Genomic DNA, 14,342 nt, shown 5'->3' with positions numbered 1-14,342 from the left:
GTAGTGTTCATACAAATAGTTGCCCTATGATTTTTGCTTCCAGTCTGGTCTGGCTCAGCACGGTCCTGCTGTTTCTCGCGCCCGCGGTCAATCTGATGTGGCGCGGCGGCACCGGCTACTGCTTCTTCGCATTGCTCGCCCTGGCGCTCGGCGCCGCCGTGGTCAACCGGCGCACACCGGGCTATTTCTCGGCGCTCGCCACCTATCGCTGGTTTACCGCCGGCATGCTGGCGCTGGTCGTCGCAATCGGCGTCCAGCAACTGGTGCTCGGCTACTGGCTGCCTCGCCAGTTCGACGCGCTGTCGCGCTTCGTGCTCGCGCTGCCGATCTTCCTGCTGCTGCGGCAATTGCCGTCGCGCAATCTGCGCATGATCGGCTGGGGTTGTGCGGCCGGCGCGCTGGCGGTCGGCATCTGGGCGATCGTCGATCAACCCCCGGGCGGCTGGACCGACGCGAATCGCCTGAATAACTCGTATACGAACGCGATTCCGTTTGGCGATACCGTGCTGTTGCTCGGTTTCCTGTCGGTCTTCACGCTTGGCTGGGACAATCCGCGCGACTGGCGCGTATTGCTGCCACGCCTGCTGGCGCTGGTGGCGGGCGGCTACGCATCGTATCTGTCAGGCACGCGCGGCGGCTGGCTGGCCGTGCCGGTGTTCGTCGTGCTGCTCGGCATGCAGTATCGGTGGTTCGTGGGCAAGAAGCGCTTGCTGGTGGCGACGCTGGCGATCGCGATCGCGGCCGGCGCGTTGTTCTCGACCGAGCGCATTCATAAGCGCGTCACCGAAGTGTCGACCGATGTCTCGATGCTGCACAAGGGCGAGGACTATACGTCGGTGGGTCTGCGCCTGCAGTTGTGGAACGCGTCGCGGCTGATCTTCGAGCACCACCCGGTATTCGGCATCGGCAAGGGCCATCTGGTGAACGAGTTGGGTGTGATGGCCAAGCACGGTGAAGTGAAGGCCGAGATCGTCAACGAGCGCGCTCACAGCGACTTTTTCTCGACGCTCGCCGAGATGGGCGCGATTGGTGTGGCCTGCCTGATGTTGTTCTACTTCGGGATGTCGGTCTATTTCTGGCAGAACCGGCGCTCGACCGATGCGGCGATTCGCGCGGCCTCCTACTCGGGCCTCGCGGTCGCCACCAGCACCGTGATTTTCGGACTGACCATCGATGTCCTCGTGCCGATCATGGTCACGGCGCTGCTCGCGTTGCTGGTCGCCACGCTGCTCGCAGTCATCGATGCGCGCAAGCGCGAACTGCTGACGACCGCGCAAGCACCCGCATCGCCCGCCGAACAGCGCGCCACAGGTGTGAAACCCTGAATCAATTTCGCGCTGGATTGTTCGAGCCGAGCCGACCACACTCACGGGATTCAAACCGGCATCGTCCGCGGCCGTGAGTCCGTGAGTCCGTGAGTCCGTGAGTCCGTGAGTCCGTGAGTTTCGCAACCTTCCAAAGGTCTGCCAGGCCGCCGACATCGACCGCGCCGTCGCGTCGTCACGTTGACGTGCGCGGCGCGCGTCGCTTCATCGCGTGAACAGCGCATAGAGCGCGGCGACATGCGCATCGACGCTCGGGTCATACACCAGATGGTCGAGCGGCGTGGCGAGCCGCGCGCCGCCGCCGCGCACCCGCTCCACCGCCTGCTCGATCGCCCGCTCGAAACTGCCCGCCGACTGCCGCGAAAACTCGATCTTCGCCGCGCCGGTGACGGTCTCCGCCGAGCCGACGTTGTCGGCGATCACGAGCGGCGTGCCGCACATCACCGACTCGACGCCGACGAGGCCAAACGGCTCGTACGCCGACGCGACCACGGTGAAATCGGCCGCCGCGAACAGCTTCTCGATCTCCTTGCAGTAGCCGACATAGCGGATCGTGTCGCTGGTCTTCGGCACGGGCCGGCCGGCCACCACGAGGCAAACCGGCAGCGTGGTCTGCGCAAAAAGCTCTTCCAGCAGCGGATAGCCTTTGCGTTCGTGACTGGTCGACGAGAACACGAAGATCACGCGGTCTTCCGGCAGATTGAAGTGGCGGCGCACCGCCGCACGCGCCGTGTCGGTCAGCGGCTGGAAGCGCGCCGTGTCGACCGGCGGATAAAGCACGTCGATGCGCTCGGCCGGCACTCCGTAAAAGCGCTGCAACTCGCGACTCATCAATTGCGAATGCGCAATGATCGAACGCGCATGCGTGTAGACGCGCCGCTCCAGCTCGATCTGCCACGCGTCGCTGCGTCGCGCGGCGCGGCCGGCGGCTTCCAGCGAGCCCGGATGAGTGCCGCCGCACAACGCGACGTCGGCATGGCTGGAGTGGTTGATCGAAAACACACAGGCGGGACGATGGCGTTTGAGCCTCTGCTTCAGACGCCAGTCGAACGCGAGGTTGCGCAGCTTGCGCGGCGCCCAGCGCACGTTCAGCGGCTGCGCGTCGATCCATGCCGCCTCGGGCAGCGCGCGATCGATTTCACGCGCGAACAGCGTGGGACGCAACCCCAGCCGATGCAAGCCGGCGATCACGTCACGCGTGTAGCGTTCGGCGCCCCCGCTATTCTTCAGCGCCTGGGCGGTCAGCGCGAGGTCGGTGAGCGGGCGGCGGTTCGGGTCGGACAAGGCGCGGTTCTCGATGAGGCGCACAGCGCGGCGCGGCGCCGCGTGTGCTGGTTGTTCGGAGCAGCGGCAATTGTAAAGGATGCCTCCCGGCGCACCCCGCACTCCGCACCCCGCACTCATCACGCAGCGCATGCGCCACCGATTAAAATCTAGCCCAATCGCAACCGCCCCGACCCTATGACCGATAGCCTGTCGCCCAACCCTTCGTCCGCAGCGCCGGCCGCCGAACGCCCGCTGGTCTCGATGCTCGTGATCGCCTACAACCAGGCCGGGCAGATCGGCGACGCCGTAAAAAGCGCGCTCGCGCAAACCTATCAACCGCTCGAAATCATCGTCTCGGACGACGCTTCCAGCGACGCCACCTTCGCCGCGATCGAAGCGGCGCTGGCGGGCTACAGCGGTCCGCATCGGGTGATCACGCGGCGCAATACGACCAATCAGGGCATCAGCGCGCATCTGTCGCAACTCGCGCAGTTGGCGCACGGCGAGCTGCTGTTCGTCGCGGCGGGTGACGACATGTCGGCGCCGACCCGTTGCGAGCGGGTGGTCGACTTCTGGCTCGCGCACGGACGCCGCCCTGACCTGATCGCCACCGACCTCGCCGACATGGACGAAACGGGCCAGGTTCACGAGCGGGTGAGCCCGACCGAGCTCGATACCTATCGCAGTTTCGACGACTGGCTGGCTGGGCGCCCATGGCTGATTGGCGCGGCGCACACATGGTCGCGGCGGCTGTTCGAGCGCTTCGGACCGATGCTGCCGGGCGCAGCGGCCGAAGACCAGGTGATGGTGCTGCGCGCGATCCTCGGAGGCGGTGCCGTCAGCCTGCGCGAGCCGCTGGTGCGTTACCGGCGCGGCGGCCTGTCGCGCAAACGCCGCTATGGCTCGGTGGACGAACTGGTGGCGCGGATGCGCCAAAGCAATCGGTATGGATTGGCGGAGCTCGCGCAGTTGCAGCGCGACGCCGAGATCGGCGGCGTGGGCGAGCGCATGCGTGCGGCGATGGCGCCCAAGCTCGCGCGTGAACAGTTCATCCACGCGATGTTCGAGGCCGGCAGTCTCGGCGAGCGTGCCGGCTTGCTGATACGCGGCGCCGGCGTGAAGCTCGGGCTACGCATCCGCATGTTTCTGTACGCGAGCTGTCCGGCGGTCTACGCGCCGGGCATCTGGCTCAAGCGCGTCGTGCGCAAAGAGCGCCGCTGACGACGACGCGCGTCGCGGTGTGCGTTGTGGCGTGCGTTGTGGCGTGCTTCGCGGCGTACGCTACGGCGTGCATCGCGGCGCACATCAAAGCGCGCGACGCGGCGCGCCGCGCCGCGGGCGCAGACGTCGCCAGAAGCTCGGCCGCTGCGCCTCGACGCCGAAGCTCAGCACGCTCCTGCGCAAGCGCCGCATCATCTTCACCGCGCGCACGAAGGTCTCGCCGGTGTAGCTGATCATCACGAACTCGAACGCACCGCGCCAGCTTTCGATGCCGCGTGAAAACGCGTGCATGTCGTCGCGTGCGGCGACCGGCAGCTCAGCCCCGAAACGCCACGCGAACAGGCGAATCTGATCCGCAATCCCTTCAATCTGCCGCCGTCTGCTGGCGCCGCGCCGCTGCGCCGCCTCCACGCTGAGCTCGCCGCGTTCGCCGCGCGCCTCGGCCGTGGGCCGTTCATTGGTCGCGCTCGCGCCAACCGCGTTGCTGTCGTGCTGACGATATTTGAGGTGCGGCGCCGCCACGTGACGAATCTCGCCAAATGACGCGACCACCATCGCCAGCCACCAGTCGTGCATCACGATGCCGGCGGGAAACGGCAGCGCGCGTTCGAGCGCGGCGCGGTTGACCAGCATTGCGCAGCCAGGCACGTGGTTGCTCAGCAGAAAATCGCGCAGACGCTCGGCGCGGCGCGACTTCGCTGTGATGTCGAACAACGATTTCGACAGCCGGCACAGCGTGGCGTCCACCAGTTCGACGTCGCAAAAAGCCAGCGCCGGCGTGGGCTTGCCCCGCTCGCTTTCAACGCGTTGCAGATCGCGCATCAGGTCGGTGACCTTCTCGGGCGCCCACACGTCGTCCTGATCCGCCAGCGCGATGTAGTCGCCGCGGCAGGCCGCCAATGCGCGCTCGAAGTTGCCGACGATGCCGAGCCGTTCGCCATCGCCCACCAGCCGCACCGGCACGCGCCCGGCGTAGGACGCAAGCAGTTCGGGCGTACCGTCGGTGGACGCGTCGTCGGAAACCACCACCTCGAGATTCGGCCAGCTTTGCGCTGCCAGCGAGGCCAGGAGCTCGGGCAGATAGGTGCGGCCGTTGTACGTCGCAAGCGCAATTGAAACCAGCGGCTTGCTGGGGTCGTAATCAAACATGAAAGCTCGGATCTCCGCGGCGCGGGATTGTGGCAGCCCGCCAGCATGCGTTTAGTGCGACAAAAGCGCAACAAAATGACTCTAAAACACAACACTGTCCGAAAATCCGGACCAGATGGGGAGTTGGCAAGCGGCGGTAAGGGAATCAGGCGCGCAGGCGCCAAATGATGTGCAAACCGCGCTCTGGCGGGGGCGGCAGCGGAGGCGACGGTGGGTCGGCAAGCGCGCAACGGCAGCGGCGACAGCGCCGTGAATCGACCATGCCAGAATGTGGGAAATAGCCCCCGATCAGTCGAGGGCTATCAGGAAACGAGTGAAACGACGTTCGCCCAGTGGCCGGGAGTCGGGCAAACGGGCCAGATCAGGCCGCGTCTTGCTGGAACTGGATGCGGTGCAGGTGCGCATACAGGCCGTCCTGCTTCAGCAGTTCGCGATGGCTGCCGCGCTCGACGATACGCCCTGCTTCCATCACCAGAATCCGGTCGGCGCGTTCGATCGTCGACAGGCGGTGCGCGATCACCAGCGTCGTGCGGCCCTTCATCAAGGTTTCCAGCGCGGCCTGCACGTGGCGCTCGGATTCGGAATCGAGCGCCGAGGTGGCTTCGTCGAGAATCAGGATCGGCGCGTCCTTGTAGATCGCGCGTGCAATCGCCAGACGCTGCCGCTGACCGCCCGACAGCATCATGCCGTTGTCGCCGACCAGCGTGTCGATGCCGTTCGGCATCGCTTCGACGGTGTCCCACAGATTGGCTGCACGCAACGCCGACCTGACCCGCACCGGGTCGGCCGTCTGGCCGTACGCGACGTTGTTGGCCACGGTGTCGTTGAACAGCACCACGTCCTGGCTCACCATCGCGATCTGGCTGCGCAGCGCGTGCAGGCCGTATTCCGGCAGCGCGACGCCGTCGACCAGAATCGCGCCGCCGGTCGGATCGAAAAAGCGTGGCAGCAGATTCACCAGCGTGGTCTTGCCGCTGCCCGACGGTCCCGCCAGCGCGACCATCTCACCCGGCGCGACCTTGAACGACACCTGATCGAGCGTGTGGCGATTGTGCGTGGCACTCGTGCCATAGGTGAACGAAACGTCGCGGAATTCCACTTCGCCACGCGCGCGCACGAGCGGCTTGCCACCGCCTTCCGGCTCGGACGGCTCGTCGATCAGGCCGAAGATCAGTTCGGCTGCGGTCATGCCGCGTTGCAGCGGCTGATTCACGTCCATCAGATGCTTGAGCGGCGAGATGATCAGCAGCATCGACGTGACGAACGCGACGAAGCCGCCGACCGTGGTCTGATCCGACGACGACTGCACCACCGCGATCGTGATCACGACGGCGAGCGCGATCGACGCGAGGAACTGCGTCAGCGGCTGCGCGAGGCCGCCGGAGACGGTCATGCGCATCGCGTAGCCGCGCAGGCGCTTGCTCATCGCGGTGAAGCGGTCGATTTCGTACTGCTCGCCGTTATGCACCTTGACGACCTTGTAGCCGCCCACCGTTTCTTCGACGATGTACGACAGTTCGTTGGTCAGCAGTTGATGCTCGCGGTTCAGGCGCCGCAACCGCCGGTTGATCTTGCCGACCAGCCAGCCGATGCCGGGCAGCAGCACCGCGACGATCAGCGTCAGACGCCAGTTCAGATAGAACAGGTAGCCGAGCAGGAAGATCACCGTCAGCGAATCGCGCACCAGCGTCACCATCACGCTCAGCAACACGTTGAGAATCTGGTTCACCTCGAAGACGATCGCATTGATCACCGTGCTCGCGGTTTCGCGCTGGAAGAACGCGACGCTCGTGTGGATCATGCGGTTGAACATCTTCAGCCGCAGCTCGAGCAGGATCTTGTTCGACACGTACGCGAGCAGATAGCCGGACGCATACTGCGACAAGCCGCGAATCAGCGCGAGGCTGATCACCGCGACCGGCACGAACCACTTGGCGTTGTCGCTGGCATGCGCGCCGAAGCCCTTGTCGAGCAGCGGTTTGAGCAACGCGGGGATGGCTGCGTCGGTGCTGGCGCTCACGGCCATCGCGATGATCGCGCCGACCACCACCCACAGCAGCGGCTTGACAAATGGCCAAAGGCGCCGGAAGACCACGGCTGGCGACGACGCCTCACCTGAACCGATGGGTTTGCTTAACGTTGGCTTCGCGCTCAAGGAATCCTCTGGAAATGCGGGACGGCAAGCACGCGACGCATGGAAGGGACGCCGCGTGGAACCTCAAAAGAGAGCATTGTAATCGGTTGGAGATGACGGTCGGCGCGCAGTAACCAGGTTCGATCGTGCGATGCGCGCGGGCAGGCTCGTGCGGGATCGTGCCGAAGGTGGCGGCTGGGCAACGGCAAGTGACGAGCAGCGTGGTCACGTATGGCTGGCTGCGATGATTTGTGATGCGCGTGATGCGCGTGATGTGCATGACGTGCGGCGAGCAAGGCTGTTTGCGTGACGGCTTGGTGTGGGGTCGGATGGGCTGTGTATACTTCACAACTCGCTTCACAACTCGCTCCACAACTCGCCTCGGAACTCGCTCGCGAGACTTGCTCGCAAGAGTCGCTCACGCCACCGGCTCGCCCGGCTTGCCCGGCGCTCTCGGCTCTCTCGGCTCGCTCCGACATTTGGCCCTCCACGCAACTCAGGTATGCAAGAAAACACCCTTGGCGTCGCCATCATCACCCGGAACGCGGCGGCGCGACTGGCCCAATGCCTGCAAGCCGTGGCCTTTGCCGATCAGATCGTGGTGATCGACGGCGGCAGCACCGATGGCACCGCCGACATCGCCCGCGCGCACGGGGCGCGCGTGATCGAACAAACCGACTGGCCCGGCTTCGGCCCGCAAAAGAACCGCGCGGCGGACGCGCTCGACACGAGCTGGATTCTGTCGATCGACGCCGACGAGATCGTCTCGCCGGAGCTGGCGTCGGCGATCCGCGCGGCGCTAGCCGCGCCCACCGCGCACGTGTATGCGGTGGACCGGCTATCGAGTTTTTGCGGTCACTGGATTCATCACAGCGGCTGGTATCCGGACTGGATTCCGCGCCTGTTCAAACGCGGCGCCGCACGTTTCTCCGACGATCTCGTCCACGAACGCCTCGTGTTCGACACGCCCGCGCAGCGCCTGACGGGCAAACTGATGCACTACTCGTACGAGGACTTCGAGGGCGTGTTGCGCAAGCTCGATGCGTATTCGACGGCCGGTGCCCAGCAACGCCACGCGGCGGGCCAGGGCGGCAGCTTTGGCAAGGCGCTCGGGCGCGGCGCCTGGGCGTTCGTGCGGACCTACCTGCTACGGCGCGGTTTTCTGGACGGCCGCGCCGGCTTCATGATCGCGGTGTTCAATGCGGAAACGGTGTACTACCGGTTCCTGAAGCTGGCGCGCATGGGCGATCCGCACATCCGCGATCAGTAGACGATCTCGATCGCGCTTCCCGCGAACTCGCCGCGCAGCGCGGCGAGCAGTTCGTCGGTCGGCTTCACGCGCCACGCGTCGCCCAGACGCATCTCGCCTTGCGCATTTGCGCTGCGATAGACCACCTGCACCGCCAGCCCGTTCGGAATCTGCACCGCCGGGCGCTGGCGGCCATTGTCGCCACCGCCATAGCCACCACCACCGCCACCACCATTGCGCCCGCCGCCGCGCGATGAGGCAGCCGGCACCGCAGCCGCCTGCGGCTCGTCTCTCGCCGCGCTATGCGCCTCCAGCACACGACGCAACGCCAGCGCGTCCGCGCTGCCGTTCATCTGCACTTTCACGGCTTCCGCGTAGCGGCAGCGCGCACGGCCCAGATCCATGACCGTGTCGACGGTGAAGCGAATGCCGCCCGTGAACGCGTCGTTGCGTGCCTGGCCTTGCACCACCAGCAGTTCGTCTTCCTTGAAGAATTGCTTGTGCGCCTCGAAGGTCTCGTTGAACACGGTCACTTCGCATTGGCCCGTGCCGTCGTCGAGCAGCGCGATCAGCATCTTGCCGCGCTGGGTCATCTGCGTGCGCAGCGACGCGATCACACCGGCGACCAGCTTGTCGCGCCCTTCCTTCAGATCGCCGATCTTCTGGCGCACAAAGCGGCGCACTTCATCCTTGTACGCGTCGAACAGATGCCCCGACAGATAGAAGCCGAGCGCGGCCTTCTCTTCCTGCAGCTTCTTCTTCTCAGGCCATTCCGGCTCGTCGATCAGTTCATGCCCTTGCGACGGCGCGTCGCCCATGTCGAACAGACCTGCCTGCAGCGCATTGGCGCTCGCCTGTTCGGCCGCCTCCATCGCGAGCGACACTGACGCGATCAGTTGCGCGCGATTCGCATGCAGCGTGTCGAACGCGCCGGCGCGGATCAATGCCTCAACCGTGCGACGATTGACGATGCGGCGGTCCACGCGATTGCAGAAATCGAAGATGTCGACGAACGGACCTTCTTCGCGTGCGCGCAGGATTTCTTCGATCGCATTCTGACCGCTGCCCTTGATCGCGCCAAGTCCGTAGCGGATCGTTTTCGAACGCTTGCCGTCGGCTTCGGCGACCGGCTCGAAGCGATACGCGGACAGGTTCACGTCCGGCGGCAACACGGCCATCTTGTTCGCGAGACAGTCTTCGAACAGGATCTTGACCTTGTCCGTGTCGTCCATCGCGAGCGACATATTTGCCGCCATGAATTCAGCCGGATGGTGCGCCTTGAGCCACGCGGTGTAGTACGCAAGCAGCGCATACGCGGCCGCATGCGACTTGTTGAAGCCGTAGCCCGCGAACTTCTCCATCAGGTCGAAGATTTCGTCGGCCTTCTCGCCGGTCAAGCCGTTCTTCGCGGCGCCCTGACGGAACAGCTCGCGATGCTCGGCCATTTCCTCGGCCTTCTTCTTACCCATTGCACGGCGCAGCAGGTCGGCGCCGCCCAGCGAATAGCCGCCGATGATCTGCGCCATCTGCATCACCTGCTCCTGATAGACCATGATGCCGTAGGTCTCTTGCAGGACAGGTTCGACGCGCGGGTCCGGATACTCGACCACTTCGCGGCCGTGCTTACGCGCGCAGAAGCTTGGGATCAGGTCCATCGGGCCCGGACGGTACAATGCGACCAGCGCGATGATGTCCTCGAAGCGGTCGGGCTGCGCGTCTTTCAGCATGCCCTGCATGCCGCGGCTTTCCAGCTGGAACACCGCGACGGTATTCGCTTTCTTCAGGATCGAGAACGACGCCGGGTCGTCGAGCGGCACCTGGCCGAGCGACCAGTCCTGCTTCGACGGATCGAGCCGGCGGATATAGCGCTCGGCCCAGTCGAGAATCGTCAGCGTGGTCAGACCCAGAAAGTCGAACTTCACGAGGCCGACGGCTTCGACGTCGTCCTTGTCGTACTGGCTGACGACGCCGCTTTCATCGCCCTGCGTGTACAGCGGACAGAAGTCGGTCAGCTTGCCGGGCGCGATCAGCACACCGCCCGCGTGCATGCCGACGTTACGCGTGAGGCCCTCCACGCGCTGCGCGAGTTCGAGCAGCTGATGCACCTCGTCTTCGTTGTCGAAACGCTCCTGCAAGAGCGGCTCTTCCTTCATCGCGTCGGCGATGGTGACGTGCTTGCCCGGCTTGAACGGAATCAGCTTGGCCACACCGTCCGTGAACATATAGCCGAGATCGAGCACCCGGCCGATGTCACGCACCGCCGCCTTCGCCGCCATCGTGCCGAAGGTGGCGATCTGCGACACGGCGTCGGCGCCGTATTTGTCCTTCACGTACTGGATCACGCGATCGCGGCCGTGCTGGCAGAAGTCGATGTCGAAGTCGGGCATCGACACCCGTTCCGGATTCAGAAAACGTTCGAACAGCAGGTTGTAGCGCAGCGGATCGAGGTCGGTCACACCCAGCGCGTACGCGACCAGCGAACCTGCCCCCGAGCCCCGCCCCGGCCCGACCGGCACGCCGTTGTTCTTTGCCCAGTTGATGAAGTCCGCCACGATCAGGAAGTAGCCCGGAAAGCCCATCTTGATGATCGTGCCGCACTCGAATTCGAGGCGCTGATAGTAGGTTTCGCGCTGCGCGGCGCGCTCGGCTTCGTCCGGGTATAGCTGCTCCAGACGCTTTTCGAGGCCCTCTTTCGACAGCTGCACGAGGTAGTCGTCGAGCGACATGCCGTCGGGCGTCGGGAACAGCGGCAGCTTCGGCTTGCCGAGTTCGAGCGTGAGGTTGCAGCGCTTCGCGATCTCGACCGAGTTGGCGAGCGCCGAAGGAATGTCGGCGAACAGCGCGGCCATGTCCTGCTGGGTGCGGAAATACTGCTCGGACGTAAAGCGCTTCGAGCGGCGCGGATTGGCGAGAATGTCGCCTTCCGAGATACACACGCGCGCTTCGTGCGCGGTGAAGTCGTCCGGCGTCATGAACTGCATCGGATGCGTGGCGACCACCGGCAATTTCAGCGCCGCCGCGAGCGCCACCGCCTGCTGCACGTACTGCTCGCCGCCCGGCAGGCCGCAACGTTGCAGCTCGATGTAAAAGCCACCCGGGAATACCTTCGCCCAGCGCAACGCATTGCGCTTCGCTGCTTCCTCGTTGCCGGCCGCGAGCGCGAGACCGACGTCGCCCTGCTGCGCCCCCGACAACGCGAGCAGCCCTTCGCCGAGACCCGATTCGAGCCAGCTCGCTTCGAGTTCCGCACGGCCGCGATACTGGTTCGTGAGCGACGCCTTGCTGAGCAGTTCGCACAGGTTCAAATAGCCGCGCCGGTCCTTGACCAGCAGCAGCAAGCGCGAGGGCTTGTCGCGGTCGTCCGGATTGGTGATCCAGACATCGCAGCCGGCAATGGGCTTGACTCCTTTGCCACGGGCTTCCTTGTAGAAACGGACGAGGCCGAACGCGTTGCCGAGATCGGTGAGGGCGAGCGCGCCCTGACCGTCTTTGGCCGCGGCCTTGACAATGTCGTCAAGACGCACGATGCCGTCGGCAATCGAAAATTCGGAGTGAACGCGGAGATGAACGAAGCGGGGATCTGACATGGGCGACATTGTAACTCCACCCATCCGCGGTGTTCAGGCCAAAACCGCCCGTTAGCCATTCGGCCTAAGATGCCCATGCGGCACTGCCGCGTGCGGGTGTAACCAGGCCGGCGCACGGTTGCGGCAAGCGCGCACACAGGGCCATGGTTCGGCAATTGCGCGAGGACCACGTGGCAACTAAGACACCCATGCGGCACCGCCGCGTGCGGGCGTAACCAGGTCGGCGCACGGTTGAGGCAAGCGCGCACGCAGGGCCATGGTTCGGCAATTGCGCGAGGACCACGTGGCAAGCATGCGGTAATCACGTGGCGAGTGCATGGCAACCACGTGGCGAGTGCATGGCAAATTCCCGGCAACTGCGCGGTGATCACACAGCAAGTCAGCGCACGATTTGAGCTAGCGCAAGCCGTTGGCCATTCGGCCGAGTCGGGGACAGCCCCGGGTTGAGGGATAATAGCGGATTCGCCCTATTCGACGTGGCCGCGACCCACGGCCTCGACGCGGCGGCGCATCGCGCCCCGCCTCTCGGCACGCCGGCCCGCGCCGGCCATTTTTTACCGCTGGACACACATGAGTATCGTCAATCTCGCCGCCTATCATTTCGCGACTATCGAAGACACTGCCGCATGGCGCCCGCTCGTCCTCGAGCGCTGCAACGCGCTCGGCCTGCGCGGCACCGTGCTGCTGGCGCCGGAAGGCATCAACCTGTTCGTCGCCGGCACGTGCGAAAACACCAACGCGTTCATCGACTACATCCGTCACGATGCCCTCTTCGAGGGCAAGTTCGCGAATCTGCAATTCAAGGAGAGCCTGTCGGACAAGCAGCCATTCACGCGCATGCTGGTCAAGCTCAAGCGTGAAATCATCACGATGAAGAAGCCGGCCATCCGTCCGGAACTCGGCCGCGCGCCGTTCGTCGACGCCCCGACGCTGAAGGGCTGGCTCGACCGCGGCCACGACGACGAGGGCCGCCCGGTCGTGATGCTCGACACGCGCAACGCGTTCGAAGTCGATGTCGGCACGTTCGACAACGCGCTCGACTACCGCATTACGAAGTTCAGCGAGTTTCCTGGCGTGATCGAGAACAACCGCGCCGATCTCGAAGGCAAGACCGTCGTATCGTTCTGCACCGGCGGGATTCGCTGCGAGAAGGCCGCGATTCACATGAAGGACGTCGGCATCGAGAACGTGTATCAGCTCGAAGGTGGCATCCTGAAATACTTCGAGGAAGTGGGCGGCGCGCATTACCACGGCGACTGCTTCGTGTTCGACTACCGCACCGCGCTAAATCCAAATCTGGAGCCCACCGCGACCGCACAATGCTTTGGCTGCCGCGCAGTGGTCACGCCCGAAGAGCAACAATCGCCGCTGTACGTGGCGGGTAAAACATGCCCCGCCTGCCATCCGGACAGCAAGGCTGCGCACGCCGCGTAATGGCGTCGCACGGCAGGCGCCTGAGCGAAGCAACCTCGCCCACCCAATCATGACGTATCGCGGACGCTTTGCGCCGTCGCCGACCGGGCCGCTGCACTTTGGCTCGCTGACCAGTGCGCTGGCAAGCTGGCTCGACGCCCGCGCGCATCGTGGCGCGTGGCTCGTGCGCATCGAAGACATCGACGGACCGCGCACCGTGCCGGGCGCGGCCGAAGATATCCTCGCCACCCTCGAACGCTTCGGCATGCACGCCGACGAAGCACCGGTCTGGCAAAGCCGGCGCACCGCGCGCTACGAGCAGGCGCTGGAGCAATTGAAGTCTACCGGCCTCCTCTATCCATGCGGCTGCACGCGCAAGGAAATCGCCGATTCGCTGCTGCATGCGCATGCGCGCAACACCACCCTCGCCTATCCCGGCACGTGCCGCTCGGGCCTGCACGGCAAACCGGCGCGCGCATGGCGCCTGCGCGTGCCCGACGGCGCTGCCGCCGTGATCACCTTCGAGGATCGCTGGCAGCGCGAACAGACGCAGAATCTCGCCACCGAGGTCGGCGATTTCGTGCTGCGGCGCGCGGATAACCAATGGGCATATCAACTGGCGGTAGTGGTTGACGATGCGGACGCGGGCATCACGCACATTGTGCGTGGTGCGGACCTGATGGACTCGACGGCGCGGCAGATTTATCTGCAACGCTGTCTTGGCGTGCCGACGCCTTGCTATTTACATGTGCCCGTCGTAACGAACGAACGGGGCGAAAAGCTGAGCAAGCAGAACGGCGCCACCGCGCTCGACAGCGATCGGCCACTGGAAGCGTTGAGCGCCGCGGCGCGGCATCTGGGACTGGACCTGGGCGGCAGCACGCCTACGACACTAGACGGCTTCTATGGCGCCGCCACCGCGGCGTGGGCAAGGCGGATGGGTGCGAGGGTGTGACAGCGAGCTCAGCCATTGAGGCTGCGAAGCCTTCGAGAACCTG

9 protein-coding genes are annotated in these 14,342 nt (G+C 65.1%); 5 read left to right on the top strand and 4 right to left on the bottom strand.

What is annotated here, in order from left to right; all coding sequences use genetic code 11:
* Nucleotides 1–26 precede the first annotated feature (26 nt).
* Nucleotides 27–1,325: an O-antigen ligase family protein gene (locus BN2475_RS13520; protein ID WP_094780020.1), complete on the top strand. Its 1,299-nt coding sequence runs from the start codon at nucleotides 27–29 to the stop codon at nucleotides 1,323–1,325.
* A 204-nt stretch (nucleotides 1,326–1,529) separates the two neighbouring features.
* Here BN2475_RS13520 and BN2475_RS13515 read toward each other — a convergent pair whose 3' ends face one another.
* Complete coding sequence (locus tag BN2475_RS13515; RefSeq protein ID WP_245841303.1) at nucleotides 1,530–2,609, bottom strand: glycosyltransferase family 4 protein; 1,080 nt, start codon at nucleotides 2,607–2,609, stop codon at nucleotides 1,530–1,532.
* 177 nt (nucleotides 2,610–2,786) lie between these two features.
* On the opposite strand from BN2475_RS13515, the gene BN2475_RS13510 reads away from it, so the two are divergent.
* Nucleotides 2,787–3,812: a glycosyltransferase family 2 protein gene (locus BN2475_RS13510; RefSeq protein WP_094780019.1), complete on the top strand. Its 1,026-nt coding sequence runs from the start codon at nucleotides 2,787–2,789 to the stop codon at nucleotides 3,810–3,812.
* Between the two features lie 84 nt (nucleotides 3,813–3,896).
* Here the strand turns inward: BN2475_RS13510 and BN2475_RS13505 are convergent, their stop codons facing one another.
* Nucleotides 3,897–4,961, bottom strand: coding sequence for a glycosyltransferase family 2 protein (locus BN2475_RS13505; protein ID WP_094780018.1), 1,065 nt, complete (start codon nucleotides 4,959–4,961; stop codon nucleotides 3,897–3,899).
* 361 nt (nucleotides 4,962–5,322) lie between these two features.
* Nucleotides 5,323–7,116: a lipid A export permease/ATP-binding protein MsbA gene (msbA, locus tag BN2475_RS13500; RefSeq protein WP_094780017.1), complete on the bottom strand. Its 1,794-nt coding sequence runs from the start codon at nucleotides 7,114–7,116 to the stop codon at nucleotides 5,323–5,325.
* A gap of 481 nt (nucleotides 7,117–7,597) precedes the next feature.
* Between msbA and BN2475_RS13495 the strand changes: the two genes are divergently transcribed.
* The gene (locus BN2475_RS13495) at nucleotides 7,598–8,365 is read left to right on the top strand and encodes a glycosyltransferase family 2 protein (protein WP_094780016.1); all 768 of its coding nucleotides are present in this window, start codon (nucleotides 7,598–7,600) and stop codon (nucleotides 8,363–8,365) included.
* On the opposite strand, the gene dnaE is transcribed toward BN2475_RS13495, so the two are convergent.
* Nucleotides 8,359–11,940 carry a DNA polymerase III subunit alpha gene (gene dnaE, locus BN2475_RS13490; RefSeq protein ID WP_094780015.1) on the bottom strand — a complete coding sequence of 1,194 codons (3,582 nt, stop codon included), beginning with the start codon at nucleotides 11,938–11,940 and terminating at the stop codon, nucleotides 8,359–8,361. The two genes, BN2475_RS13495 and dnaE, sit on opposite strands and share 7 nt — an antisense overlap.
* A gap of 561 nt (nucleotides 11,941–12,501) precedes the next feature.
* Between dnaE and BN2475_RS13485 the strand changes: the two genes are divergently transcribed.
* Nucleotides 12,502–13,365: a sulfurtransferase gene (locus BN2475_RS13485; RefSeq protein ID WP_094780014.1), complete on the top strand. Its 864-nt coding sequence runs from the start codon at nucleotides 12,502–12,504 to the stop codon at nucleotides 13,363–13,365.
* Nucleotides 13,366–13,414: 49 nt separating this feature from the next.
* On the top strand, nucleotides 13,415–14,299 hold the full coding sequence (gene gluQRS, locus BN2475_RS13480) for a tRNA glutamyl-Q(34) synthetase GluQRS (protein ID WP_094780013.1): 885 nt from the start codon (nucleotides 13,415–13,417) through the stop codon (nucleotides 14,297–14,299).
* Nucleotides 14,300–14,342 lie beyond the last annotated feature (43 nt).

Origin of the sequence: Paraburkholderia ribeironis (assembly GCF_900019265.1) — a bacterium.
Classification (GTDB): domain Bacteria; phylum Pseudomonadota; class Gammaproteobacteria; order Burkholderiales; family Burkholderiaceae; genus Paraburkholderia; species Paraburkholderia ribeironis.
The sequence above is the reverse complement of the archived record's forward strand: the minus strand, read 5'-3'. Positions and strand labels throughout refer to the sequence as shown.

Excerpts from the sequence above, each read along its gene's own strand:
- BN2475_RS13520 (WP_094780020.1), top strand. The coding sequence starts at position 27 with ATGATTTTTGCTTCCAGTCTGGTCTGGCTCAGCACGGTCCTGCTGTTT.
- BN2475_RS13510 (WP_094780019.1), top strand. The coding sequence starts at position 2,787 with ATGACCGATAGCCTGTCGCCCAACCCTTCGTCCGCAGCGCCGGCCGCC.
- BN2475_RS13505 (WP_094780018.1), bottom strand. The coding sequence starts at position 4,961 with ATGTTTGATTACGACCCCAGCAAGCCGCTGGTTTCAATTGCGCTTGCG.
- BN2475_RS13495 (WP_094780016.1), top strand. The coding sequence starts at position 7,598 with ATGCAAGAAAACACCCTTGGCGTCGCCATCATCACCCGGAACGCGGCG.
- dnaE (WP_094780015.1), bottom strand. The coding sequence starts at position 11,940 with ATGTCGCCCATGTCAGATCCCCGCTTCGTTCATCTCCGCGTTCACTCC.
- BN2475_RS13485 (WP_094780014.1), top strand. The coding sequence starts at position 12,502 with ATGAGTATCGTCAATCTCGCCGCCTATCATTTCGCGACTATCGAAGAC.
- gluQRS (WP_094780013.1), top strand. The coding sequence starts at position 13,415 with ATGACGTATCGCGGACGCTTTGCGCCGTCGCCGACCGGGCCGCTGCAC.